21 protein-coding genes are annotated in these 23,521 nt (G+C 72.8%); 8 read left to right on the forward strand and 13 right to left on the reverse strand.

The window, feature by feature from the left end:
• Window positions 1-30: 30 nt before the first annotated feature.
• On the reverse strand, window positions 31-411 hold the full coding sequence (locus H7A72_RS15565; protein WP_072625875.1) for a type II toxin-antitoxin system VapC family toxin: 381 nt from the start codon (window positions 409-411) through the stop codon (window positions 31-33).
• A complete protein-coding gene (locus tag H7A72_RS15570) occupies window positions 408-635 on the reverse strand; it encodes an antitoxin (RefSeq protein WP_084449641.1) in 228 nt (75 codons plus the stop codon). Before H7A72_RS15570 ends, H7A72_RS15565 begins: the two co-directional genes overlap by 4 nt.
• Before the next feature lie 53 nt (window positions 636-688).
• Here H7A72_RS15570 and H7A72_RS15575 point away from each other — a divergent pair, with 53 nt between their 5' ends.
• Window positions 689-1,660 carry a threonine/serine dehydratase gene (locus H7A72_RS15575; protein ID WP_185221097.1) on the forward strand — a complete coding sequence of 324 codons (972 nt, stop codon included), beginning with the start codon at window positions 689-691 and terminating at the stop codon, window positions 1,658-1,660.
• Here H7A72_RS15575 and H7A72_RS15580 read toward each other — a convergent pair.
• Entirely contained in the window at window positions 1,651-1,923 is a 273-nt protein-coding gene (locus H7A72_RS15580; protein ID WP_185221098.1) for a hypothetical protein, read from the reverse strand. The two genes, H7A72_RS15575 and H7A72_RS15580, sit on opposite strands and share 10 nt — an antisense overlap.
• Window positions 1,924-2,050: 127 nt before the next feature.
• Here H7A72_RS15580 and recC point away from each other — a divergent pair, with 127 nt between their 5' ends.
• The 3 genes from recC to recD are packed head-to-tail and all read left to right on the forward strand — an operon-like array spanning window position 2,051 to window position 10,661.
• Window positions 2,051-5,440, forward strand: coding sequence for an exodeoxyribonuclease V subunit gamma (recC, locus tag H7A72_RS15585; RefSeq protein WP_185221099.1), 3,390 nt, complete (start codon window positions 2,051-2,053; stop codon window positions 5,438-5,440).
• Window positions 5,437-8,844: a UvrD-helicase domain-containing protein gene (locus H7A72_RS15590; protein WP_185221100.1), complete on the forward strand. Its 3,408-nt coding sequence runs from the start codon at window positions 5,437-5,439 to the stop codon at window positions 8,842-8,844. Before recC ends, H7A72_RS15590 begins: the two co-directional genes overlap by 4 nt.
• Window positions 8,841-10,661, forward strand: a complete 1,821-nt coding sequence (gene recD, locus H7A72_RS15595; protein ID WP_185221101.1) for an exodeoxyribonuclease V subunit alpha — start codon at window positions 8,841-8,843, stop codon at window positions 10,659-10,661. The genes H7A72_RS15590 and recD overlap by 4 nt, the downstream gene beginning before the upstream one ends.
• A gap of 128 nt (window positions 10,662-10,789) precedes the next feature.
• On the opposite strand, the gene H7A72_RS15600 is transcribed toward recD, so the two are convergent.
• The 4 genes from H7A72_RS15600 to H7A72_RS15615 form a co-directional block, all read right to left on the reverse strand.
• Window positions 10,790-11,275, reverse strand: a complete 486-nt coding sequence (locus H7A72_RS15600) for an ASCH domain-containing protein (protein WP_084449634.1) — start codon at window positions 11,273-11,275, stop codon at window positions 10,790-10,792.
• Window positions 11,276-11,294: 19 nt separating this feature from the next.
• Window positions 11,295-11,801 (reverse strand): hypothetical protein, encoded by a 507-nt coding sequence (locus tag H7A72_RS15605; protein ID WP_185221102.1) that lies wholly within the window; start codon window positions 11,799-11,801, stop codon window positions 11,295-11,297.
• A 436-nt stretch (window positions 11,802-12,237) separates the two neighbouring features.
• A complete protein-coding gene (locus H7A72_RS15610; protein ID WP_185221103.1) occupies window positions 12,238-13,044 on the reverse strand; it encodes a M57 family metalloprotease in 807 nt (268 codons plus the stop codon).
• Between the two features lie 146 nt (window positions 13,045-13,190).
• Entirely contained in the window at window positions 13,191-14,183 is a 993-nt protein-coding gene (locus H7A72_RS15615; protein ID WP_185222422.1) for an LLM class flavin-dependent oxidoreductase, read from the reverse strand.
• 137 nt (window positions 14,184-14,320) lie between these two features.
• On the opposite strand from H7A72_RS15615, the gene H7A72_RS15620 reads away from it, so the two are divergent.
• From H7A72_RS15620 to H7A72_RS15630, 3 genes are all read left to right on the forward strand, one after another.
• The gene (locus H7A72_RS15620) at window positions 14,321-14,998 is read left to right on the forward strand and encodes a SprT-like domain-containing protein (RefSeq protein WP_084449883.1); all 678 of its coding nucleotides are present in this window, start codon (window positions 14,321-14,323) and stop codon (window positions 14,996-14,998) included.
• A gap of 118 nt (window positions 14,999-15,116) precedes the next feature.
• Window positions 15,117-15,338, forward strand: a complete 222-nt coding sequence (locus tag H7A72_RS15625) for a mycoredoxin (RefSeq protein ID WP_072626379.1) — start codon at window positions 15,117-15,119, stop codon at window positions 15,336-15,338.
• A 10-nt stretch (window positions 15,339-15,348) separates the two neighbouring features.
• Entirely contained in the window at window positions 15,349-16,134 is a 786-nt protein-coding gene (locus H7A72_RS15630; RefSeq protein WP_223277681.1) for a GTPase domain-containing protein, read from the forward strand.
• Window positions 16,135-16,155: 21 nt separating this feature from the next.
• Here H7A72_RS15630 and H7A72_RS15635 read toward each other — a convergent pair whose 3' ends face one another.
• Genes H7A72_RS15635 through H7A72_RS15655 form a run of 5 tightly spaced genes read right to left on the reverse strand, consistent with a single transcriptional unit; the run spans window position 16,156 to window position 21,748 of the window.
• The gene (locus H7A72_RS15635) at window positions 16,156-17,424 is read right to left on the reverse strand and encodes a cyclopropane-fatty-acyl-phospholipid synthase family protein (protein WP_185221105.1); all 1,269 of its coding nucleotides are present in this window, start codon (window positions 17,422-17,424) and stop codon (window positions 16,156-16,158) included.
• Complete coding sequence (locus H7A72_RS15640) at window positions 17,421-18,803, reverse strand: FAD-binding oxidoreductase (protein ID WP_223277682.1); 1,383 nt, start codon at window positions 18,801-18,803, stop codon at window positions 17,421-17,423. The genes H7A72_RS15635 and H7A72_RS15640 overlap by 4 nt, the downstream gene beginning before the upstream one ends.
• Window positions 18,804-18,834: 31 nt before the next feature.
• Complete coding sequence (locus H7A72_RS15645) at window positions 18,835-19,605, reverse strand: alpha/beta hydrolase (RefSeq protein WP_185221106.1); 771 nt, start codon at window positions 19,603-19,605, stop codon at window positions 18,835-18,837.
• Window positions 19,605-20,861, reverse strand: coding sequence for a glutaminase (locus tag H7A72_RS15650; RefSeq protein ID WP_185221107.1), 1,257 nt, complete (start codon window positions 20,859-20,861; stop codon window positions 19,605-19,607). The genes H7A72_RS15645 and H7A72_RS15650 overlap by 1 nt, the downstream gene beginning before the upstream one ends.
• A complete protein-coding gene (locus tag H7A72_RS15655) occupies window positions 20,834-21,748 on the reverse strand; it encodes a MerR family transcriptional regulator (RefSeq protein ID WP_223277683.1) in 915 nt (304 codons plus the stop codon). The genes H7A72_RS15650 and H7A72_RS15655 overlap by 28 nt, the downstream gene beginning before the upstream one ends.
• Before the next feature lie 102 nt (window positions 21,749-21,850).
• Between H7A72_RS15655 and H7A72_RS15660 the strand changes: the two genes are divergently transcribed.
• On the forward strand, window positions 21,851-22,258 hold the full coding sequence (locus H7A72_RS15660; protein ID WP_185221108.1) for a hypothetical protein: 408 nt from the start codon (window positions 21,851-21,853) through the stop codon (window positions 22,256-22,258).
• 3 nt (window positions 22,259-22,261) lie between these two features.
• On the opposite strand, the gene H7A72_RS15665 is transcribed toward H7A72_RS15660, so the two are convergent.
• A complete protein-coding gene (locus H7A72_RS15665) occupies window positions 22,262-23,431 on the reverse strand; it encodes an endonuclease (RefSeq protein WP_185222424.1) in 1,170 nt (389 codons plus the stop codon).
• Window positions 23,432-23,521 lie beyond the last annotated feature (90 nt).

Below are 23,521 nucleotides of genomic sequence, written 5' to 3' on the forward strand. Positions count from 1 at the left end.
GAGCGCCAGCGAGGCCCCTCGAGACCACTCCTAGATCACGACCACCTCGGCCGTGTGACCGCCGGCTGCCAGCTTGCGGTCGCACGTGTAGAGCGGCGCGTCGAGCCCCTCGGCCAGGGCCAGGTAGGCCGCGTCGTAGCTCGTGTACTGGTGCCGCAGCGACCAGACCCTCCGGGCGAAGGGAGCCACGTCCCGTCTTGTGATGTCGAGGTCGAGATAGGCCCCGAGTGCCTCCTCGGCGCGTGCCGCCGGGAGCTTGGCCCCGAGCGTCAGGCCCCGCAGGACGGACAGCACCTCGACGTCCAGGTGCTGCGGCGCCTCGACCACGCCGGCAAGGGCGTCGAGGAGTCGCGGGTCCGGCGCACGCCCCACGAGCGCCTCGACCATCGCCGAGGCATCGACGACGATCACCGGCGGCTCTCGTGCAGCGTCGAGACGATCTCCTCGGAGGCCGGGGCCAATGTCCGGTCCACCTGCCGCAGTCGCTCGACGACCTCGGCATTGGTGGGGCGTTCCGCAAGCCGAAGCAGCGCACCGGCGACGTAAGCGGACAGGGACTGCCCGTCGGCCGCCGCACGCTGCTTGAGCGTCTCGGCCACGTCGTCGGGGACGTCACGGATGTACAGGGTGGGCATGACCTCATGCTAGCGGTCTGCAAGCACAGGGTCCATGGGCCACGATGGTGCGCATGGACTTCGGGATCGAGACGATCAGAGCGGCCGCCGAGCGACTCGAGGGCCGGGTGCGCCGCACTCCCCTGCTCTCCTCCCCGATGCTCGACGAGCTCTGCGGCGCAACGGTGCTCGTCAAGGCCGAGGCCCTGCAGCTCACCGGCTCCTTCAAGATCCGCGGCGCACTCAACACGCTGCTGTCGCTGACCGACGCCGAGCGGGCGGCCGGCGTCCTCGCCTTTTCCACCGGCAACCACGGCCAGGCCGTCGCGGCCTCGGCACGGATGACGGGCTCGACGGCGACGATCGTCATGCCGCAGGACGCGCCGCAGATCAAGGTCGACGGCTGCCGCTGGTGGGGCGCCGAGGTCGTCTTCTACGACCCCGCGACGCAGGACCGGGAGGTCGTCGGACGCGAGCTCGTCGAGCAGCGCGGCCTGACCCTCGTGCACCCCTACGACGACCCTCGGGTGATGTCCGGTCAGGGCACCGTGGGTCTCGAGATCGTCGACCAGCTGCGCGAAGGGGGCCACTCCCCCGACGCGGTCATCGTCCCGTGCAGCGGTGGCGGGCTCTCGTCCGGCGTCATCACGGCGGTGCGGGAGACGCATCCGGGGGCAGCCCCCTTCGTCGTGGAGCGTGATGGTTACCCCAAGATGGCGCGGTCGCTCGCCTCCGGGCGAGTCGAGAAGGTGCCGGCCGTGCCGGTCTTCCTCGACGCCATCGGCTCGCCGACGGTCGGCGAGCACACGCTCGCCGCGCTCGCGCGGCACGGCGTGACCGGGCTCGAGGTCACCGACGACCAGGCGCGGGTCGCGATGCGTGAGGCGGCCCGCACCCTCAAGCTCGTCGTCGAACCCGGCGGGTCGGCCGCGCTGGCCGCGCTCATCGCCCAGCGGGAGCGCTTCGCCGGGCAGACCGTCGTCGTCGTGGCGAGCGGCGGCAATGTCGACGCCTCGGTGCTCGCCGAGGTGCTCGCTCAGTCCTGAGGCACGGTCGCGACCTGCCCCGCCCGCTCGAGGCTCGCGGCGACGAAGCCGCTCGCCTTGAGCTCGGCGACGATCGCGTCGAGGCCGGCCACGAGCCGCTCGGGCCGCTCCCGCGGGACGGCGACGGCCTGACGGATCGCCTGGAAGGCAGGCTCGAGCACCGTCAGCCCGTGCTCCTGCGCATAGGCCGTGATCGGCTGGCGCACACCGGAGAGGACGTCGGCTCCCCCTTCGTAGGCCTGCTCGACCTCGTCACCACGCACGATCGTCGCGTGCTCGATGGTGCGGGTCAGGTAGAGGTCGTAGGCGGACCCGCGGCGAGTGGCGATGGTCGTGCCGGCGTCCGCAGGTGCGCGTCGCGCTGTCGGCCCGTGCGGATACGGTCTGACCGTGGCCCTGCATCTCCACCGCGCGCAGCGCACCGACACCCTCGCCGACGAGCTCGGCGAGCTGCTGGCGAGTCCGCTGCCCGACCCCTTCGCGCAGGAGGTCGTCGTCGTGCCCGAGCAGGGCATCGAGCGGTGGCTCGCGCAGCGGCTCTCCCACCGCCTCGGCCGGGGCGAAGGGGGGCAGGACGGGGTGTGCGCCGGCGTCACCTTCCTGCGGCCGCGCTCCCTCGTCACGATGCTCACCGGCCGCGACGAGGACGACCCGTGGCTGCCGCAGCATCTCGTCTGGCCGCTGCTCGAGGTCATCGACGCCTCCCTCGGGCAGCCGTGGTGCAAGGCGCTCAGCCGGCACCTCGGGCACGGCAGCGACGACCCCGACGGCACCCGCGCCGGCCGCCGCTACTCGGTCGCGCTGCGACTGGCCCGGCTCTTCCACCGCTACGGGCAGAGCCGGCCGACGATGCTCACCGACTGGCGCGAGGGGCGCGACACCGACGGCACCGGGTCACCGCTCGACCCGGACCTCACCTGGCAGGCGGAGCTGTGGCGGCGACTCGTCTCCCGAGTCGAGGCGCCCCCGCCGGACGTGCGGCACGCAGAGACTGTGGAGCGGCTGCGGGGTGACGGTGACGGGCTCGAGCTGCCGGAGCGGCTCTCGCTCTTCGGCCACACCCGGCTCGCCGTCACCGAGGTCGAGCTGCTGCGCGCCCTCGGCCGCAGCCGCGACGTGCACCTGTGGCTGCCCCAGCCCTCGCCCGACCTGTGGGAACGGCTGGCTCCCTTCGCCGAGGAGGGGCTCGTCGCCCGCGAGAGCGATGCCACGAGCGACCTCGTGCGGCACCCCCTGCTCGCCTCGCTCGGGCGTGACTCGCGCGAGCTGGTGCGGGTGCTGGGGGCGAGTGACGACGGACCGGGGTCTCGAGGCTCGGCCGCGGACGGCCTCGCACCTCGACCAACGGAGAGTGGGGGTGGGAGTGGGAAGGCGAGGTCGGTGCTCGAGTGGCTGCAGGCCGACCTGGGCGACGACCACGTGCCCGACGAGGCCGAGCGGGCGGCGCGGCAGGTGACCGACGACGACCGTTCGATCCAGGTGCACGCCTGCCACGGGCCGGCCCGGCAGGTCGAGGTGCTGCGGGAGGTGCTCGTCGGCCTCCTCGAGGACGACCCGACGCTCGAGCCGCGCGACGTGCTCGTCATGTGCCCGGACGTCGAGACCTACGCCCCGCTCATCGGGGCCGCCTTCGGCCTGGGCGACCACGGCACCGACGCCGACGGCGTCGACACCCACCCCGCCCACCGGCTGCGGGTCCGTCTGGCCGACCGGTCGCTCCGGGCGACCAACCCCCTGCTCGCCGTCGCCGACCGGGTCGTCGGCCTCGCCGGCGGTCGACTCACCGCGAGCGAGGTGCTCGACCTCGCTGCCACCGAGCCGGTGCGGCGGCGCTTCGGGCTCGACGACGACGACCTGGCGACGATGACCCGGTGGGTCAGCGACTCCGGCATCCGGTGGGGCTACGACCAGGCGGGGCGGGCCCCCTTCGCCCTCGACGTGGAGCCCCAGGGCACCTGGCGGTTTGGTCTCGACCGGCTCCTCGTCGGCGTCGCCGTCTCCGCCGACGGGCCGCTGCAGGTCGGCGACGTCATGCCGCTCGACGACGTCGGCAGCGGCTCGGTCGACCTCGTCGGGCGGGTGAGCGAGCTGCTCGCGCGCATCGGTGATGGGCTCGACGCGCTCGAGCACGCCGGGACCGCCACCGAGTGGATGGACGCCCTCGCCGAGGCCGTGCTCTCGCTGACCGATGTGCCGACCCGCGAGCGCTGGCAGGTCGGCGACCTCCAGCGCACCCTCGGCTCCGCCGCACGGCATGCCAGCGACGAGGTGCCGCTGCGGCTGGCCGACGTGCGCGTCCTCCTCGCCGACCAGCTGGCGGGACGGCCGAGCCGCAAGAGCTTCCGCACCGGGGGCCTGACGGTGTGCACGATGACGCCGATGCGCTCCGTGCCGCACCGCGTCGTCTGCCTGCTCGGCATGGACGACGACTCCTTCCCCCGCCAGCAGGCGATCGACGGCGACGACGTGCTCGCCCGGCGCCCGATCACCGGCGAGCGAGACGCGCGCAGCGAGGACCGCCAGCTGCTGCTCGACGCCGTGCTCGCGGCCCGCGAGCGCCTCGTCATCGCCTACACCGGCGCCGACGAGCACAGCGGCGAGCCCTGCCCGCCCGCCGTCCCGCTCGGCGAGCTCATCGACGCCGCCCGTGAGACGACGAGCGCCCCGGTCGAGGTCGTCGAGCACCCGCTGCAGCCCTTCGACCCGCGCAACCTCACGCCCGGCGGTCCGGGGGGCGGGCGTCCGCTGAGTTTCGACCGGTCGGCGCTGCTCGCTGCCCGGGCGGCCTCCGGGGAGCGCACCCCGCCCGGCCGGCTCGTCACGGCTCCGCTGCCGGCGCGGGTCATCACCGATGTCGGCCTGGCGGACCTGATCTCCTTCTACGACAACCCGGCTCGCGGGTTCCTGCGCGACCGCCTCCAGGTCGGCGTCTCGCACGAGGCCGACGAGGTGAGCGACCGGCTGCCCATCGACCTCGACGGCCTCGACAAGTGGGCCATTGGCGAGCGCGCCCTGAGAGCCCGCGTCGCCGGGAGCGACCCGCGCGCGATCTACCGGGCCGAGCAGCTGCGCGGCTCGCTGCCTCCTGCCGCGCTCGGCGACGTCACCCTCGAGGAGATCCGCCGGGCCGTCGAGCAACTCATGGGCCAGCTCGCGCTGGGGCCGCCCGAGGACCCGCGCTCGGTCGACATCGAGGCCACCCTGCCCGGTGACCGGCGGCTCACCGGCACCGTCGACGGCGTGCGCGGGCTGCACCTGGTCGACATCACCTACTCACGCCTGGGGGCCAAGCAGCTCATGGCGGCCTGGATCCGGCTGCTCGCCCTCACCGCCGCGGGCGCCGACGACGAGGGCTGGCAGGCCTCCACGCTGGGCAAGGGGTTCAAGGGCAAGGTCGCCCGCACGACCTATGGCGCGCTCCCTCGCGCCGCCGCCCGCTCCCACCTGGCGACCCTGCTCGAGGTCCACGCCCTCGGGCAGACCGTGCCGCTGCCCCTGCCGGTCAAGACGGCCCACGCCCATGCCCAGGCGATCAGCCGCAACCCCTCGCGCACCCGGGTCGCCCAGCAGCAGGCCGTCGGCGAGTGGGAGCCGACCATCCTCAAGAGCGGCGACGTCATCCCCGGCGAGCGCGACGACGCGTGGTGGCGCCTCGTCCACGGGAGCGAGGCTCCCTTCGACGTCCTGACGCAGCCGCTCGCCGGCCCCGGCAGCGACCTGGCCACCCTCGCGACGCGGGTGTGGGGTCCGGCGCTCGACAACGTCGGGAGCACGGCATGACGGCCACGACCACGAGCGCGCTGACCCCCTTCGACATCACCGGCGAGCTGCCCACGGGCACGGTCCTGCTCGAGGCGAGCGCCGGCACGGGCAAGACGTGGACCATCGGTGCCCTCGTCGCCCGGCACATCGCCGAGGGAGTCGTGCGGCTCGAGGACATGCTCGTCATCACCTTCGGCCGCGCTGCCTCCCGGGAGATGCGCGAACGAGTGCGCGAGCACCTGCGGCACGTCCACCGGCACGTGGCCGACCCAGATCTGGCCACCGACGACGAGGTCATCGCCCTGCTGCGCCAGGGCACGCCCGAGGAGGTGGCCGAGCGGGCGCGGCGGCTGCGCGACGCACTGACCCACTTCGACGCGGCGACGATCGCGACGACGCACCAGTTCTGCCAGCTCGTGCTGCGGGGGCTGGGTGTCGCCGGCGACACCGACCAGCACGCCCGACTCGTCGAGGACCTGTCGGACCTGCGCGACGAGGTCGTCGACGACCTCTACGTCCGCGGCTTCGCCACCGGGGGCCCGCCGGTCTTCACCCGCAAGCGCGCCGGCGAGATCGCCCGGGCCGTCACCGAAAATCCGCATGCCGAGCTCGACCCCAGCTCCCTCGAGGGGCGCTCCGCCGACGCCCGGAGCCTGGGCTTCGCCCGACTGGTGCGCGAGGAGCTCGACCGCCGCAAGCGGCGGCTCGGGGTGCTCGGCTACGACGACCTGCTCTCCTACCTCGCCGCCGCCCTCGAGGACGAGGACTCGCCGGCCCGCGAGCGGATGCGCCAGCGCTGGCGGGTGGTGCTCGTCGACGAGTTCCAGGACACCGACCCGGTGCAGTGGCAGATCCTCGACCGGGCCTTCAGCGGGCACAGCACCCTGGTGCTCATCGGTGACCCCAAGCAGGCGATCTACGGGTTCCGCGGCGGCGACGTCGACACCTATCTCACCGCCGCCGAGTCGGCGACGACCCGGCACACCCTCGGGGTCAACCACCGCTCCGACGGGCCGCTCGTGCGCAGTCTGGGTGCGCTCCTCGGCGGGGCGCAGCTCGGCGACGAGCAGATCGTCGTCCACCCGGTGCGCGCGGCCCGCGAGGGCTCGCGCCTGGGGGTCGCCGACGGCATCGCGCCCGACGGGATGCTGGCCCCCGTGCGGCTGCGGGCCGTGCCGAGCGCCCGGGTCGAGCAGCCCGGCCAGACCATCTCGATCGGGTCGGTGCGCCCGCTCGTCGCCCGCGACTGCGCTGCGGAGATCACCCGGCTGCTCGCGGGGCGCACGACCTTCGACGGGCGCCCGCTGCGGGCCGGAGACGTGGCCGTCCTGGCCCACACCCGCAAGCAGCTCGACGAGGTGCGCACGGCCCTGACCGCCGTCGGGCTGCGCTCGGTCATCGTCTCCAGCGACAGCATCTACGACTCCCCCGCCGCCGCCCACTGGCTCACCCTGCTCGAGGCGATGGAGCTGACGCACCGCGCCGAGCGGGTGCGCGCGGCGGCGCTGACCCCCTTCGTCGGGGCGAGCGCCGGCGATCTCGATGCGCGCGGCGACGACCTCACCGAGGAGATCGCCCACCGCCTGCGCACCTGGGCCGCCCTGCTCGGCCGTCGGGGGGTCGCCGCCGTCCTCGCCGCAGCGACCGCCGACGGGCTCGACGCCCGGGTGCTCGCCCGCACCGACGGCGAGCGACTGCTCACCGACCTGCGCCACATCGGCGAGACCCTCCACCAGCGGGTCGTCACCGAGGGCGAGGGTCTGGCCTCGCTCACCGCCTGGCTGCGCGAGCGCATGGCTGCCGCCCGCAAGGAGGAGCGCGCCCGCCGCCTCGACAGCGACGCCGACGCCGTCCACCTGGCGACGATCCACGCGAGCAAGGGCCTGCAGTACCCCGTCGTCATGCTCCCCTTCGTCTGCGACCGATGGTTGCCCCGGCCCGACGTCCTGCACTTCCACCGGGCCGACCGCACCCGCGCGCTCGACATCGGCATCACGAGCGACGAGGGGCGTCAGGAGCGACTCGACCGGGCCGCAGCCGAGGAGAGCGGCGAGTCGCTGCGACTGCTCTACGTGGCGCTGACCCGCGCCCAGAGCCAGGTCGTCACGTGGTGGTTTCCCTCCGCGCGCAACACCGGGCCCTCGCCGCTGCACCGCATCCTCCTCGGCCGCACCCAGGGTCAGGGCGAGGTGCCGCGCACCCACCCCGTGCCCGGCGACGACACCCTGCAGGACCGCCTCGCCGACTGGGAGCGCCGGGGCGCGCTGCGGGTCGAGTACGTCGACGAACCCACGGCGGTGACGATGGCGGCGCCGGCGCCCGTGACCGACCTGTCGGTGCGCGACTTCACCCGCACCGTCGACGACGCTTGGCGACGCGCCTCCTACACCGCGCTCACCCGGCCGCTCGACGACGTGGCCCGGCCCACCACCGAGGACCTCGTGGCCAGCGAGCCGGAGGTCACCGACCGCCAGGACGACGAGGGCGGTGTCCGTGGCCTCGATGCAGCGGCCTCGACGGCGGGCGTCGAGCCCGTCGACGACGCCGGGGCCGCGACTGCGGGAGGTGACCGGCACCTCCCTTCGCCCATGGCGGAGCTGCCGGTGGGAGCCGGCTTCGGCTCACTCGTGCACGCGGTGCTCGAGGAGGCCGATGCGCAGGCGGGCGACCTGCGGGCCGAGCTGCGCGCGAACATCGAGGAGCAGGTCGTCGCCTGGCCCGTGCCCGACCTCGACCGCGATGCCCTCGCCGACGCGCTCGTCCAGGTCATCGACACCCCGCTCGGGCCGCTCGCGCCGGGGGTGACGCTGCGTGATGTCGGCGCCCGTGACCGGTTGTGCGAGATGGACTTCGAGCTGCCGCTCGGCGGAGGCGACGCGGCGCCCGGGCCGAGCGACGACGAGGCCGTCCTCGGCGACCTGGCGGCGCTCATGCGGGCGCACCTGCCGGCGGACGACCCGGTCCTGCCCTTCGCCGACGTCCTCGACGACCCGGTCCTCGGCGACCAGGCGCTGCGCGGCTACCTCACTGGCTCGGTCGACATCGTGCTGCGCATCGGCGACCGGCACCTCGTCGTCGACTACAAGACCAACTGGCTCGGGCCGGTCGACACCCCGCTGACGACCGCGCACTACGACCCGGCGGCGCTGCGCGAGGCGATGACGCACTCCTCCTACCCGCTGCAGGCGATCCTCTACGGGGTCGTGCTGCACCGCTTCCTGCGGTGGCGCCAGCCCGGATACGACCCGGCGGTGCACCTCGGTGGCGTGCTCTACCTCTACCTGCGGGGCATGGCCGGAGCCGACACACCGCTCGTCGACGGGCACCCGACCGGCGTCTTCTCCTGGGCACCACCCGTCGCGCTCATCGAGGGCGTGTCGAACCTGCTCGACGGGCGCCGACCGACCGAGGGGGACCGATGACCGAGATCCTCGACCGCTACGACCGCCGGGTGGCTCGTTCGGCGACGGGCGAACTGGCCCGGCTCAACGCGACCGGCGTCCTCGAGGCCGCCGACGTCCATGTGGCGACCCGCGTCAGCGAGCTCGTCGGCGAGGCTGATGTCCTCGTGCAGGTGACGCTCGCCCTCGTCGTGCGGGCGGCCCGGGAGGGCTCGACCAGCCTCGACCCGGAGCACGCGCGCGAGCTGCTCGCCGAGGGCGGCGCGTCGGGTGCCGGGGTCGAGGTAGCAGCGACCGACGATCCGGTCGGGGATACCTCCACCGAGCAGTCGGGCGCGGTCGAGCTGCCGCCGACACCCGAGTGGCTCGACCGAGTCCGGGGCAGCGCGCTCGCCGAGGCGGGCGTGCTGCTCGTCGAGCACGACCTGGTCTACCTCGATCGCTACCACCGCGAGGAGGTGCAGGTGGCCGAGGACCTGCGCCGGCGGGCGACCACCGAGGCACCACCCGTCGACGAGCGGGTCCTCGAGGCCGGGCTCGAGCGGGTCTTCCCCGGCGACGGCTGGGGCGAGCAGCGGGCCGCGGTGCGTTCCGCCGCCGGGCGCCTGACGACGGTGCTCGCCGGCGGTCCCGGCACCGGCAAGACCTCGACCGTCGCCGGCCTGCTCACCCTGCTGCTCGAGCAGGCCGAGTCCCTGGGCCGGCGACCGCGCATCGCCCTGGCCGCACCCACCGGTAAGGCCGCGGCCCGGCTGCGCGAGTCGGTCCTGGGCTCCCTGGGTCACATGCCCGAGCTCGACCGCCAACGCCTGGGCACCGACATCGAGGCGGTGACCGTGCACCGACTGCTCGGCTGGCGCCCAGACAGCGGCAACCGCTTCAGGCGCGACCGGGGCAATCCCCTGCCCCACGACATCGTCGTCGTCGACGAGGCCTCGATGCTCTCGCTCACCCTCACCGCCCGGCTGCTCGAGGCCCTGCGCCCGACTGCCCGGCTGCTGCTCGTCGGCGACCCCGACCAGCTCGCCTCCGTCGAGGCCGGGGCCGTGCTCGCCGACCTCGTGGCCGGCTACGGGGAGAGCGGCCCGGTGGCCCGGCTGCAGACATCTCACCGCTTCGGGCAGGAGATCGGAGCCCTCGCCGAGGCGGTGCGCGTCGGCGACGCCGACCGGGTCGTCGAGCTGCTGGCCGCGGCACGCCCCGGCGGCCCGGTCGAGCACGTCGTGGTGGACGAGGTGCTCGAGGCCGACGAGGCCCTGCGCCCGCGGCTGCTCGCCCACGCCGAGCGGCTGCGCGACCTCGCCCTCGCCGGCGAGCACACCGCCGCCCTGCGCGAGCTCGGCGAGCATCGACTGCTGTGCGCGCACCGTGACGGACCCTGGGGTGTCGCCCCGTGGAACGACCGCGTCGAGCGCTGGCTCGCCGAGGCGAGCGAGCACCCCGGCCGGCAGGTCGTCGGCCGGCCGCTCCTCGTGACGGCCAACGACCGCGGCCTGGGCCTCTACAACGGCGACACGGGTGTCCTGGCGTTGCGCACCGACCACCGCGTCGTCGGGGTCTTCGGGGAGCCGGGCGCACCGATCGTCCACGCCGCCTCCACGCTGGGCGACGTCGACACCGCGCACGCGCTGACGATCCACAAGAGCCAGGGCAGCCAGGCGCGCTCGGTGACCGTGCTGCTCCCCGACCCGGACTCACGCCTGCTCACCCGCGAGCTGCTCTACACCGCGATCACCCGCGCGCAGGAGTCGGTGACCCTGGTCGGCTCGGTCGAGGCCGTCCGGGCCGCGGTCACCCGGCGCACCCAGCGCGCGACCGGTCTGCGCCACCGGGTCTGAGCCCCCCTTCGTCCCAGCTGGGCAAGAGAAACTGCCCCTTCGCAGGAGTGAGAAACTCTTGCGAAGAGGCAGTTTCTCGGGTGACCCGGGAATCGTGCGGCGGGTGGGACCAGCGCACCCGCCGGCGGCTACTCCGCGTGCAGGACCCGCAGCTCCTCCAGCACGACCGGCATGTCCCGGGCGAAGCCCCGGTCGTGGCTCGCGTGCCGGGTGAAGAAGTCCTCGTGCACCCGCCGCCAGTACTCCAGCGTCAGGTCGCCCTCGCCCTCGGCGCGGGCGTGCGCGGCGTCGACCTCGTCGAAGGGGACCACCCGCACCCTCGTCGTCACGACGAGGGCCCGTGGGGTACCCGAGCCGTCGACGACGATCCCGAGCGTGCCCTCGGAGGGGACCTCCTCCCCTTCGCTCTCGTAGTCCCACAGGGCGCTGGCGGTCGCCGTCTTGTCGCCCGCGAGGACGAGCCCGAGCAGCTCGTCGGCCTGCTCGGGCGTGGCCCCGAAGCCCCAGGCCGGCGGGCGCAGCACCGCGAGCGGGTTGACCCCGGTGTAGCTGCTGACCTGCGCGAGGTCGGCGTGCTGCTGCGCCCGCTGCCAGAAGGCTTCGATGTCGTCCATCACGACATCGTGTCAGGGATCAGAGGCGACGGCACTGGTCCTCCTTGTTGCCCTTGACGATGTTGCGGGCGCCCTTGGGGGCCGGGCTGTTGCTCTTGCACTGGAGGTTGCCGTCGACGCGGTTGGAGTAGATGTTCTTGTAGCCGGAGCGGTTGCTGAAGACCTGGATGTCGCCGTCGACGATGTTGCGGTTGAGGGTCAGACCGCGACCCTGCTCGAGCTGGATGTTGCCGTCGACGCGCGAGTCCTCGACCTTGACCCACAGGTGGCCCTGGGACTGGATGTTGCCGTCGACGTTGATGCGCGCGGCAGTGAACTTCGCGCCGGACTGGACCTTGATGTTGCCCTTGACGCGGGTGCCGTACATCCGGCAGATCGCGCCGCGGGGGACCTTGACGTCGTCGACGGTCACGGCACGCAGCGTGCCGCGGCAGGTGCGCTCGTCGGCCGACGCACTCGGTGCGACGACGGCGGTGGCGGTGAGCAGGAGGCCGGCAGCGGCCGCGGAGGAGAGGAAGCGCTTCATGGTGGCGTGCCTTTCGGGCGTCACGGGCCGGCCCCGGCGGCGCGACCTCGTGCCACCGAAGGTAGGCACCGTCGATGAGGCACCCATGAGGCAACGGTGAGGATCCCCTCATCATCCGTTCACCCTCTGGTCGCCGTGCGGCGGGCAGGGGGACCGTGGGCGTCGGCGTGGGCTGGCGTGGCTACGCCGTTGCTCCGTGCCTTGGGTCCGGTCGTCGTGACCCGTGCTGCGGAGCAGCGGCGTACACCGGAGGCCGAGCAGCCGCTACCTGCTCACCCGGGGCGTGCCGGGCCACCACTTCGTCGGGGCACACACCATTGCCCTGCCCGTCGGCTGACGGCGCCGGGACGCAGGACACCCCCTTCGCCCCGGGGAGGAAATCCGGGGCGAAGGGGGTATCCCTTCCCAGGGTGGTTCCCGAGCAAGGGGGAGAGGCTCAGGAACCGTAGACCGAGCGGATCCCCTCGCGATCCGCCGCGGTCATGCTCAGGTCGTCGGACGATCCGTTGCACTGCGGGTAGTGCATGATCGACGACGAGTCGTAGGGCGTCAGCGGACGCCAGTTGTTGTCCTCGAAGCAGGTGCCGGCCTCGGGCCGGGTGTGCTCGTGCCGGAAGCCGAGCGCGTGACCGAGCTCGTGCGCGAGGACGTTCTCCGCGCTCCAGCCGGAGGAGAAGATCTGGTCGGTGTTGACCAAGACGTTGCGGGTGGACTTCGCGGTGCTCGGGAAGAAGGCACGGGCGACGTAGTTGGCGCCGCTCACCGGCTCCACGGAGAAGAGGACGTTGGAGTTGCGGGTGGTGCAGCTGGCGTCCTGGCTGGAGTCGTAGGTGAAGTCGACACCCGAGCTCGCGGCCTCCCACTGGTTGCCGCCGGCCTGCATGGCGCTGACGATCGCCGCCTTGTCGGACCCGAAGCTGTCGCTGACGCAGTAGGTGAGGTTCTGCGCCTGGCTGGCGCTCCAGACGTCGTCCTTGCCGTAGACCGTGTTGACGATGAGCTGGCTCTCGTACTGCGGGTTGACGAGCTCCTGGTAAAACTCGCGCAGCTGCTTCTCCCCGGCCAGCGGGATGTCACCGTTGACGATGTACTGCCGGTCCGTCGGGTCCTGGTAGGTGGAGGCCTTGTACTCCTGGTACGTCGGCTCGTCGCTCCCGTCGGCGTAGCCGAGGCTGGCCGCTCCCATCGACAGCGTGGCGGCGAGGCCCAGGACGGTGGCAGCGCGCGTGGTGGTGCGCTTCATGTGGCGTTCCCTTCATCAACCCGGCAGCACGGTCGTGTCGCCTTCGTGAGTGGACGCTATGCGCGGCCTGCACCATGACTCCATCCTCGTGCCGTCACGGTTCGGGCAGTCGCCGTCAGGACTTCGTCAGGAGGGTCGAAGGGGGGTCAGCTCCCGTTTCCGTCCAGCCCGGCGAGGATCTCGAGGGTCCGGATCCGTTGCGGCAGAAGGGGGGCGGGGTTGGTGACCATGAGCTCGTCGGCGTCGGACAGCGCGGCGAAGTCGGCCAGACCCTGTGCCACCTCGGCCGCGTCACCGGCGACGGTGTGGGTGAGCATGTGCCGGGCCTGCGCGCCGACGTGCGTGTCGAGCAGCGCCGTCACCATCTCCTCGTCGAGGTCACCCGAGCCGACCCTGCCGGCGAGCATCCGCACGCGGGCCCGCAGCACTCGGTCGCGGGCCTCGGCGGCCTCGGCCGAGTCGTCGGCGGCGATGACGTTGAGCGCGGCGATGACGTGCGGCTGCTGCAGCTGCTCGCTCGGGGTGAAGCGCTCGCGGTAGACGCGCACCGCCTGCTCGAGGGCATCGGGCGCGAAGTGGCTGGCGAAGGCGTAAGGCAGGCCGTAGGCCGCGGCGAGCTGGGCACCGAAGAGGGAGGAGCCGAGGATGTAGAGCGGCACGCGGGTCCCACGGCCCGGGTAGGCGTGGATGCCCTCGACCGTCGACTCGTCGGCGAGGTAGCCCTGCAGCTCGCGCACGTCCTGGGGGAAGGCCTCGGCGGCACGTGGGTCGGTGCGCAGCGCGCGCAGCGTGGCGCCGTCGGTGCCGGGCGCGCGCCCGAGACCGAGGTCGATGCGGCCCGGGTGGAGCTCGGCGAGGGTGCCGAACTGCTCGGCGATGACGAGCGGCGAGTGGTTGGGCAGCATGACGCCGCCGGAGCCGACGCGGATCCGTCGGGTCTGCGAGGCGACGTGGGCGATGAGCACCGAGGTCGCTGCGGAGGCGATGCTCGACATGTTGTGGTGCTCGGCGAACCACAGTCGCTCGAAGGCACCCAGGTCGTCGGCCCGCTGCGCGAGGGTGACGGTGTCGGCGAGCGCCTCGCTGATCGGCTGGTCGCGGCCCACGGTGGCCAGGTCGAGGAGGGAGAGCTTCGGGATCACACCCGTGGGCAACCGCCTGCACCAGGCACATATTCCCCGGCACGTCGTCCCCAGACCCACCCCGACGAAGGGGGTCGTCCCCAGGTCGTCGCGTCGTCCGGGCGCCCCTCGCCGAGCGCCTACGCTCGGTGCTCATGGAGATCGGGGCGGCGCGCGAGATGGCACGGGGGCTCATGGACGAGCACGGCCTGCAGGGGTGGCAGCTGATCTTCGACCGGGCCAAGCGGCGTGCCGGGGTGTGCCGACCGGGGCAACGGACCATCGGGCTGAGCCGGCCCCTCACCGAGCTGCACGACGTCGCGCAGGTCCGCGACACCGTGCTCCACGAGATCGCCCACGCCCTCGCCGGGCCGGGCGTCGGGCACGGCCCGGCGTGGCGCGCGATCGCGGCGTCGATCGGCGCGGTCCCCGAGCGCTGCCTGCCGACCGAGGCCGGGACCATCCCCGGCGACTGGGTCGGCACCTGCCCGGCCGGGCACACCATCGACCGCCACCGGCGCCCGACCCGCGTCTCCTCGTGCCGTCAGTGCAGCCGCGGCTTCGACCCCGAGGCGATCTTCACGTGGACCCACCACGGGGTGCCCGCGGTCATGCCCCCTTCGTACCAACGCGACCTGGCGACGACGCAGCTGTCGGCCCGCCGCGAGGGCGCCGGGGAGCTCGTCGCCATCGGCGACCGGGTGCGCGTGCTCACCCCGGGGCGCTACGAGGGCTTCGTCGGGGTCGTCGTCAAGCGGGGCCGCACCCGCTTCCACGTGCGCGGCCGAGGGACGCTGCTCACCGTGCCCTTCGACCACGTCGAGGCCGCCTGACGGGGTCGACAGGCCCCCGAGTGCGGGAGATCCGGGCAACTCGTGGTTGGCTGGAGGGGTGAACGTGCGCGAGATCCTGCCCCCCGGCCTCGACCTGCCCGCTGACGGCACGGTGACGATGTTCTCCACGACGTGGTGCGGCTACTGCCGTCGCCTGAAGTCCCAGCTGGACCGTGAGGGCATCGCCTACACCGAGGTCAACATCGAGACCACGCCCGGCACGGCCGAGCTCGTCGAGACGATCAACGGCGGCAACCAGACGGTGCCGACGCTGCTCTTCCCCGACGGGTCGTCCGCGACCAACCCCTCGTTGGCCGACGTCAAGAAGCAGCTCGCCTGACATGGCGCGCATGTCCTCCGCGACCCGGACCGCCGTCGGCACGAGCATCGCCGGTGGGGCCCTCTCCGCGCTGTCGGGGGCGCCGCACCAGCTGAGCCACCTCTTCCGCGGGCGCTTCCCGACGGTCGCCGTCACCGGCATGACCGGCGTCGGCAAGACCCGCCTCGCCGACCGTCTGGCCCGCCGCACCTCCGCCGAGAGCACCGTCGAGGTGGGCTCGGCGACGATGGAGCGCCGCACCCGGCGGATGGCCAAGGGCCGCGGCTTCCGCTTCCGCGTCGTCCCCGGCGACAACGCCGCGACCCGGCTGGGCGCGCTCGACGAGGTCTTCCACGACGACCCGGTCGACGGGGTGCTCCACGTCGTCGCCTGGGGGCACGCCACGGCGCGCCGCACCGCCGGGACCTCCGGCGAGGCCGTCGCGACCCGCGAGGAGCTGCTCGCCGCCGAGCTCGAGGACTGGACCATCACCGCACACCGCATCGCGTCGATGGCGCTGCGCCGTGACAAGCCGGTGTGGCTGGTCATCGTCGTCACCAAGGCCGACCTCTTCCCCGACGAGGTCGACGAGGCGGTGCGCTACTACTCCCCCGGCAGCGGCTCCCCCTTCGCCGCCAAGCTCGACGAGCTGCGCTCCCTCGCCGGAGGCGCCCGCCTCTCCGTCGACGTGCTGCCGATGTGCACCGAGCCCGGCGAGGCCACCGGCAAGGCGGCCCGCAAGGACGCCGGCAAGCGCTGCAGCGCGATGCTCACCGCCCTCGAGTCGCGCATGGGGCAGCTCTCCGGGCACGCCTGACCGCCCGCCCCCGCTGGCCGGTCAGAAGGTGTGGCGCAGCGGATAACCACTGACGCCCGAGGCGTCCGTCCTGGTCGCCAGCACGTGGGTCAGCTCGATGTCGTGGCGCTCGAAGCCGATCCGTGAGCCCACGAGGTAGAGGCCCCACAGGCGGGCCGTGCCCTCACCGACCTCGGCGACGCACTCGTCCCAGTGCTCGACGAGGTTGTCCACCCAGCCGGCGAGGGTGCGGGCGTAGTGGACCCGGAAGTTTTCCGCGTGCTGCAGCTCCAGCCCCGCGTCCTGCATCCTCGCGATGACCGTGCCCGCACCGGTGAGTTCACCGTCGGGGAACACATAACGGTCGATGAAGGCGCCGGTGCGGGTCGTGCGGTTGTGGTCGCGGGTGATGCAGTGGTTGAGCAGGCGCCCGTGCGGCCGCAGCCTGTCGCGCATCGCCGCGAAGTAGGCCGGATAGTTGGCCACGCCGATGTGCTCGGTGAGACCGATCGAGCTGATCGCGTCGAAGTCGCTCTCGGGCACGTCGCGGTAGTCCATGAAGCGCACCTCGGCCAGCTCACCCAGGCCCTCGCGGTCGATCGCCCGCTTGGCCCAGTCAGCCTGCTCCCGAGAGAGCGTCACGCCGAGCGCCTTGACGCCGTGGTGCTTCGCGGCATGGCGGACCATGCCACCCCAGCCGCAACCGACGTCGAGCAGCCGCTGCCCGGGCTGGAGGTCGAGCTTGCGGGCGATGAGCTCGTACTTGTGCTCCTGCGCCTGCTCGAGGCTGGCGTCCGCGGTCGGGTAGACCGCGCACGTGTAGGTCATCGACGGCCCGAGGACCAGCTCGTAGAAGCGGTTGGACACGTCGTAGTGGTGGTGGATGACCTCCGCGTCGCGAGCGCGGCTGTGCCGCAGGCCCTCGACGACCCGGCGCCAGCGCGGCAGGTGCTCCTGCGGCGGGGGCGGCGGTGGGTTGAGGTGCTCCCAGCCGAGCCCGCGCACGAGCTCGAGGGCCTCTGCCGGGCCGGGGACCCGCCACCGGTCGGTGCTGCTCATCAGGTCGAGGAGCGGGTAGAGGTTGCCCGGGTGGAAGCCGGTGCCCGTGAGGTCACCGGCGACCCAGGCCCGCGCCATGCCGAGGTCTCCGGGCGCGGTGAGCAGGTAGCGCAGGCCGCGCTCGGTCCGCAGCTCGAGACCGATCGGCGCATCGGCCGGCCCGGCGGCGCTGCCGTCGTAGGCCGTGACGCGTACCGGCAGGTCGGCGGGGAGGATGCCGGCGAGGGCGTCGGCGATCTTGATCGTGCTCACGGGGTGCGGACCACCTTGTCGTAGAGGTCGGTCAGTCGGCCGGCCGGGTCGTAGCGCCGCCGGACGGCGGCAAGCTGGGCGCCGCCGTAGAGGCGGTCGAAGTCCTCGCGCGTGTAGAAGGCCTCGGAGTAGAGCGACTTGTGCCCGCCGAGGGCGGTCACCTCGGCCTCGATCGCACGGTTGCGCGGCCCCTCGGGGGCCTCCGGACCGACGTGGACCGTGCCCCAGAAGCCGACGTTGACGTAGGTGCGCCCGGGCTCGAGCGGGTAGCCGGGCCAGGTACGTACCCGACCGTCGATCTCCCGCAGACGAAGGGGGCACAGCCACACCGGCCGCATGCCGATCCGCGCGTCGAACCACTCGAGGAAGTCGGCCAGCCGGTCCGTGGGCACCTCGATGTCCTGGATGACCCGCTCCCGGCGCGGTCGCCCGGCGCGTGCGTCGAGCCGGTCGACGATGCCGTGCCGCCGGTCGAGCGCCACGAGTCGGTGGTAGACGTCGGAGCGGCGCCAGCGCCTGGGCAACAGCCGTCGCACGACGGGGTGCTGCACCCCAAAGGCCCCGGAGCACCAGAACCAGTCGGTGTCCCAGCGCCACAGGTAGTCGTGCATCGTCAGCAGGTCGCTCGTGCGCTCGCGCACCGAGCGGTAGTAGATCTGCTGGCCGGTGTAGTCGCTCGTCTCCCCCGGCTCGTCGGTCCACCGCGCGAGGGTCAGGTAGATCTCGTCCGGGGCGAAGGCCACCCCGTCGAGGGCGTCGACCCGCTCCCCGTCGTGCTCGCCGGCAGCGACGATCTCCTCGATCACGGCGGCGGCCGCGTGCGCGTCGTCGAAGCCCACGTGCCGCAGTGCGACCCGCGACGGCACCTCCTCGAGCTCGATGTGCAGTCGGGTGGCGTAGCCGAGCGAGCCGTAGGAGTTGGGGAAGGCGTGGAAGAGGTCGGCGTGCTCGCCCTCCGGCCGGGCGGTGACGATCTCGCCCGACCCGGTGAGGACGTCCAGCTCGAGGACCGACTCGTGCGGCAGGCCGTTGCGGAAGCTCGTCGCCTCGATGCCCAGACCGGTCACCGCCCCGCCGAGGGTGATCGTGCGCAGCTGCGGGACGACGAGCGGGATCAGCCCGTGCGGCAGCGTGGCCGCGACGAGGTCCTCGTAGGTGCACATGCCCTGGACCTGGGCGGTCTGCGTCGTCGGGTCGACCTCGATGACCCCCGCGAGCCCCGTGACGTTGAGACCCGGCACCTCGGTCTGCGCCCGGGGGCGGAAGAGGTTGGACGTGCGCTTGGCGAGCCGGACCGTGGCCCCGTGCGGGATCGCCGCGTGCGAGCGGACCAGTCGCTCGACCCCGGCCTCGTGTGCCTGCCAGCCAATTATCTGCATCGAGCACACAACCTACTCCTCGGGCCGGAGGTCAGGACAGCGGGTTTCGTCCCGCGTCGGTGCTGCCCTCGACGGCGGCGCCGCCGAGGTCCTGCGTGGCGAACCGGGCGACGACCTCGAGGCACTCGCTCGGCGCCTCCCACAGGTCGTTGTGCGTGCGGCCCGGCACGACGACCCGCTGCGACGACGAGATCCCTCGTGCCAGCTGCTCGCTCATAGCCAGCGGCACGAGGTCGTCACGCTCGCCGTGGACGAGCAGGGTCGGCACGTCGATCCGCTCGAGCAGCGCATCGGTCTCCCAGTGATCGGGGACCAGCTGCCGCGGGAAGACCCGCACGACCCGCTGCACCATCGCGGTCATCGAGGTGAAGGGCGAGACGAGGACGAGACGCCCGCTCCCCTTCGAGGCCCCTCCGTCGTGGAGGAGGCCCTCCGCGGCCAGGTGCGCGGCCACCGACGAGCCGAGCGACTCACCCACGAGCACCGTCCGCTCTGCGCGAAGGGAGAGGTGCGCCAGCCCGTCGCGTGCAGCCGCGAGGATCGCCTCCTGGTGCGGACGTCCCGCCGCCGGGCCGTATCCGGGGTACTCCACGGCCGCGAAGCCGAGGCCGTGCCGGGCGAAGAGCCCGGCGAGCGGGCTGATCGAGGCCAAGTCGGAGCCGTTGCCGTGCAGGTAGACGATCGTGCGACCGCCCGCCGGGGCCGGCGCGTGGACGAGGTGGGCGCCGCCGGGTGTCGTCTCGACGGGCAGGCCGCCCTCGGGGTCCCAGGCCGGGACCGGGTAGATCAGGCGGCGCAGCATCACCGGTCCGCCAGCTGCGGCAGCTCGCGCCCGTCGCCCGGGTCGGGCTGCGGGAGGACGTCGTCGGCGTCGACGAGATAGACCTCGTGACCGTCGAGTCGCAGACGGCGCGCGGTCTCGAGGATCATCCGGCGGCCGACGTCGGTCACCGAGTGCACACCGGTGAGGTCGAGCGCGATGCCCTGCTCCTGCGGCGGGTGCTCGGAGAGCCGGCGCACGACGTGCTCGGCCCCGCTGAAGCCGATCGTGCCGACGAGGTAGTAGACCCGCACCTGCTCGCCGCGGTGATCGATGACCCGGCTGGACTGGATGACCGACCGGGCGGGCGGCTCGACCTTCATGAGGTGCATGCCCATGTCGCGGGAGAGCCGCTCGAAGGTCTCGACGCCACGCACGCTGTTGCCATGGGCGTCGAGCGGCGGGGCGAACGTCGCCAGACCCGCCTGCCCGGGCATCGCCCCGATGATGCCGCCCCCCACCCCGCTCTTGGCCGGGATGCCGACGGAGGAGACCCAGTCGCCGGCGGAGTCGTACATGCCGCAGGTGAGCATGACCGACATGACGTGGCGGACCTGGGCGCCGGTGAAGACCTGCTTGCCGGTCACCGGCTGCACGCCGCCGTTGGCAAGGGTCGCCGCCATGAGCGCGAGATCGCGCGCGGTGACGAGCACGGCGCACTGGCGTGAGTAGGCGCTCACGACCTCCTCCGCCGAGTCGGTGAGGATGCCGTGGCTACGCAGCATGTGGGCGATGGCCAGGTTGCGGTCGGCGGTGGCGACCTCCGAGCGCCACACGTCCTCGTCGACGGACAGCTCACGACCGGCGAGGTCGGACAGGAGCCGAATGATCCGCTCGACCCGCTCGTGGGGCGCGGTGTCGGGCTCGCCGACGAGGGTGTGGGCGGTGATCGCCCCGGCGTTGATCATCGGGTTGCGCGGGCGGCCACTGGCGTCGAGGGAGAGCTCGTCGAAGGGTTCGCCGCTCGGCTCGACGTCGATCCTCTCCAGGACCTGCTCCAGACCGTGGTCGCGCACGGCCAGCCCGTAGACGAAGGCCTTGGAGATCGACTGGATCGTGAACTCGTGCTCGGCGTCACCGACGGCATAGACCTCGCCGTCGATCGTCGCGAGCGCGATGCCGAAGCGGTCGGGGTCGACCTTCGCCAGCTCGGGGATGTAGGAGGCGGGCTCGCCCCCCTTCGTCGCGGAGCAGGCCTCGGCGACCTCGGTCAGGTAGTCGGGCACGGGAGAGCGCATGTCCCGATCCTGTCAGGCGAGGACGAAGGGGGGCGAGCGTGCGTCACGCCAGCGGCACGCACACCTCGGTGACGAGGTCCTCCGGGGCGGCCTGCGAGGGGGCGACGAGATAGCGGTTGAAGCCGAGGACGGCGATGTCGTCGTCGATGCCGGAGCGCGGGGCGAGGGTCAGCCCCTCGGACCGGACCAGCTCGTCGATGCGGGCATGGGCCTCGCTGATCCGCGTGTACGGCCCCTCGACGCGAGCGAGGACGACCTCCCTGCTCAGGCAGCTCGTGCACCTCGAGGGGCGCCTGCACGGTGGTGCCGGGAGGCACGGGCAACCAGATCGACAGGGTCGGGTCGGCCTCGCGGTACTCGGGGTCGTGCTCGAAGACGCCGCACGGACCCATGGGTGTCAGACCCTGGCGCCCGAGCTCGGGCATGAGCCGCTCCCACAGCCTGCCCTCCTGGTCGTAGGCGGGGACGGTGCCGCGCAGGGCGACGACGGTGCGCGCGGGGACGGTCGTACGGGTGACGGTGATGGTGGACATGGCAGTGCCTTCCTGGTCGAGGAGCTGGTCGATGAGTGCCAGCCGCTCCTTGGCCGCGCGCAGCTCGTCGCCGAGGGACTCCCGCTGCAGGGCGAGTGCCTGCCGGTAGCTCTCGGTGCCGTGGGCGGCGAGGAGGACCGAGATGGCGGACACCGTGAAGCCCACGTCGCGGAGCCGCCGCACGTGGGCGGCGTCGGCGAGCTGCTCGGGCGCGTAGCGGCGGTAGCCGGAGGCCGCGACCACGTCGGCGGGCACGAGGATCCCGTGCTCGCCGTAGTGGCGCAGCATCCGCACGCTGAGACGCGACCGGGAGGAGAACTCGCCGATCGACATGAGGCCCGGGGTGTCGGTCATGGGCCCACCCTGTCGCCTCACACGGTGTGAGGGTCAAGGACGCAGTGGAACCGGGACAGGCTCCGACCCGTCCCATCCCCGACAGCGACGACAGGAGCGACCATGACCCGGCGGCACGGCACCCTCACGACGGCCCTCGCCCTCGCGCTGCCCTTGGGCGGGTGCGGGGTGCTCGACCGGGACCAGGAGCCCGTCCCGCTGACGATCACGGCGAGCGACTGGAACGGCTGGGACCCCGACCACCAGTCGACCGACGAGACGACCGATGTCGAGGCGATCGAGGGCCGGACCGTCCGCGTCGACGACGACCTCGAGATCACCTTCACCGACGTCGATGACGACGAGGTGGAGATCCGCACGAGCGACGCGATGTCGCCGGTCAAGGAGGGCGGCGGCATCGACCTGACGACGGACGAGATGGAGTTCACCGTCGAGCGGGGAAGCGCGCTCGAGCTCGCCACGCCGACGATGGACGTGGGCACGACCTACGAGCTGGTGCTCACCGACTGACGGTCACCAGATCGACTCGACCCATTCCGGGTGGTCGATGAAGGGATTGCGGTTGCCCTGCCAGTTGTCGAAGATCCGCTCGTTGCGCCGCTGCTCGAAGGCGTCCGGCGGGTCCTGCTGGCTCCACTGCTTGAGGACCGACAGCCGCCCCATGTACGGGTTGGACCCGTTGTTCACCTGGTCGTTGACCTCGAGGTCCACCCGGTCGCCGGCCTCGTAGCGCACGGCCATGTAGAAGATCATCCGGGCGACGTCACCCTTGACCTCGTCACGCGGCTCCCACGAGTCGCTGTCGGTGTAGTTGCCGGGCGCCTCGTCGTTCTCGCTGCCGCCGTTGTCGAAGTCGAGGTTGCCGCGGTCGCTGTTGACCGTGACGTCGGTGGGGCGCAGGTGGTGCAGGTCGGTGCCCGGGCCGTTGGAGGTGCCGAAGTCGCCGTGGCTCTTGGCCCAGACGTGCTCACGGTTCCAGTTGTCCACTCCCCCACCGTTGTTCGACTTCGGCGAGGAGGTGCCCTTGTAGAGCAGGACGACGTTGTTGGTGTTCTGCGGGTCCTCGTCGACGTCCTTGATGCCGTCCCAGACCTGGTCGTAGGACAGGACGGTGTTGTTGCTGATGATGTCGTGCAACTTCGACTTCAGCGCCGAGCCGGTCAGGCCCGCGGTCCCGTCGTAGTAGCTGCCGGGATCGGTGGGCTCGCCCGGCTCACCCGGCTCCTCCGGCTCCTCGGGGGTGGACCCGTCGGCGAGGGCGATGGCGCTCGTGCCGGTCATCCCGGGGTGGGAGAAGTAGCTCTCGAGCGCTCCCGTGACGTCCACCTGCTGGCCGACGAGGTCGGGGTTGGAGGCCAGCCCCCACTGCGAGCGCAGGGCCGACGGCACCTGGACGTAGAGGATCTTCGAGGTGTCGCTCTCCCCCTTCGTCGCCGCGATCGCGATGGCGTAGTCGTTGGGGAAGCCGCTCGTCACGACCCGGTCGGTCGCGGTCGGCTGGCCGACGACGTAGCCGCGGACGGTCTGGGTGGACCCGTCCTGACGGCCGAGCGCATCGGTGACCGAGAGCGCCGCGGCGGACTGGACCGCGGCGGCGGTCGTCTGGGTGACGGCCTGCGAAGGGAGGGTCGGGACGGCGACGAGGGCGACGGCGGCGGTGGTGCCGGCGAGTCGACGGAGCATGCGGGACACGAGCGGACCTCACGGGGTGGGCGAAGGGGGTCGCGCCCATGTTCGCGACCCCCTTCGGTCCGCGGGTGAACGATAGGTCAG

The sequence above is a fragment of the Janibacter sp. YB324 genome (assembly GCF_014217915.1).
Taxonomy (GTDB): domain Bacteria; phylum Actinomycetota; class Actinomycetes; order Actinomycetales; family Dermatophilaceae; genus Janibacter; species Janibacter indicus.

Excerpts from the sequence above, each read along its gene's own strand:
- H7A72_RS15570 (WP_084449641.1), bottom strand. The coding sequence starts at position 635 with ATGCCCACCCTGTACATCCGTGACGTCCCCGACGACGTGGCCGAGACG.
- H7A72_RS15575 (WP_185221097.1), top strand. The coding sequence starts at position 689 with ATGGACTTCGGGATCGAGACGATCAGAGCGGCCGCCGAGCGACTCGAG.
- H7A72_RS15590 (WP_185221100.1), top strand. The coding sequence starts at position 5,437 with ATGACGGCCACGACCACGAGCGCGCTGACCCCCTTCGACATCACCGGC.
- recD (WP_185221101.1), top strand. The coding sequence starts at position 8,841 with ATGACCGAGATCCTCGACCGCTACGACCGCCGGGTGGCTCGTTCGGCG.
- H7A72_RS15600 (WP_084449634.1), bottom strand. The coding sequence starts at position 11,275 with ATGGACGACATCGAAGCCTTCTGGCAGCGGGCGCAGCAGCACGCCGAC.
- H7A72_RS15605 (WP_185221102.1), bottom strand. The coding sequence starts at position 11,801 with ATGAAGCGCTTCCTCTCCTCCGCGGCCGCTGCCGGCCTCCTGCTCACC.
- H7A72_RS15610 (WP_185221103.1), bottom strand. The coding sequence starts at position 13,044 with ATGAAGCGCACCACCACGCGCGCTGCCACCGTCCTGGGCCTCGCCGCC.
- H7A72_RS15620 (WP_084449883.1), top strand. The coding sequence starts at position 14,321 with ATGGAGATCGGGGCGGCGCGCGAGATGGCACGGGGGCTCATGGACGAG.
- H7A72_RS15625 (WP_072626379.1), top strand. The coding sequence starts at position 15,117 with ATGTTCTCCACGACGTGGTGCGGCTACTGCCGTCGCCTGAAGTCCCAG.
- H7A72_RS15630 (WP_223277681.1), top strand. The coding sequence starts at position 15,349 with ATGTCCTCCGCGACCCGGACCGCCGTCGGCACGAGCATCGCCGGTGGG.
- H7A72_RS15640 (WP_223277682.1), bottom strand. The coding sequence starts at position 18,803 with ATGCAGATAATTGGCTGGCAGGCACACGAGGCCGGGGTCGAGCGACTG.
- H7A72_RS15645 (WP_185221106.1), bottom strand. The coding sequence starts at position 19,605 with ATGCTGCGCCGCCTGATCTACCCGGTCCCGGCCTGGGACCCCGAGGGC.
- H7A72_RS15650 (WP_185221107.1), bottom strand. The coding sequence starts at position 20,861 with ATGCGCTCTCCCGTGCCCGACTACCTGACCGAGGTCGCCGAGGCCTGC.
- H7A72_RS15655 (WP_223277683.1), bottom strand. The coding sequence starts at position 21,748 with ATGACCGACACCCCGGGCCTCATGTCGATCGGCGAGTTCTCCTCCCGG.
- H7A72_RS15660 (WP_185221108.1), top strand. The coding sequence starts at position 21,851 with ATGACCCGGCGGCACGGCACCCTCACGACGGCCCTCGCCCTCGCGCTG.
- H7A72_RS15665 (WP_185222424.1), bottom strand. The coding sequence starts at position 23,431 with ATGCTCCGTCGACTCGCCGGCACCACCGCCGCCGTCGCCCTCGTCGCC.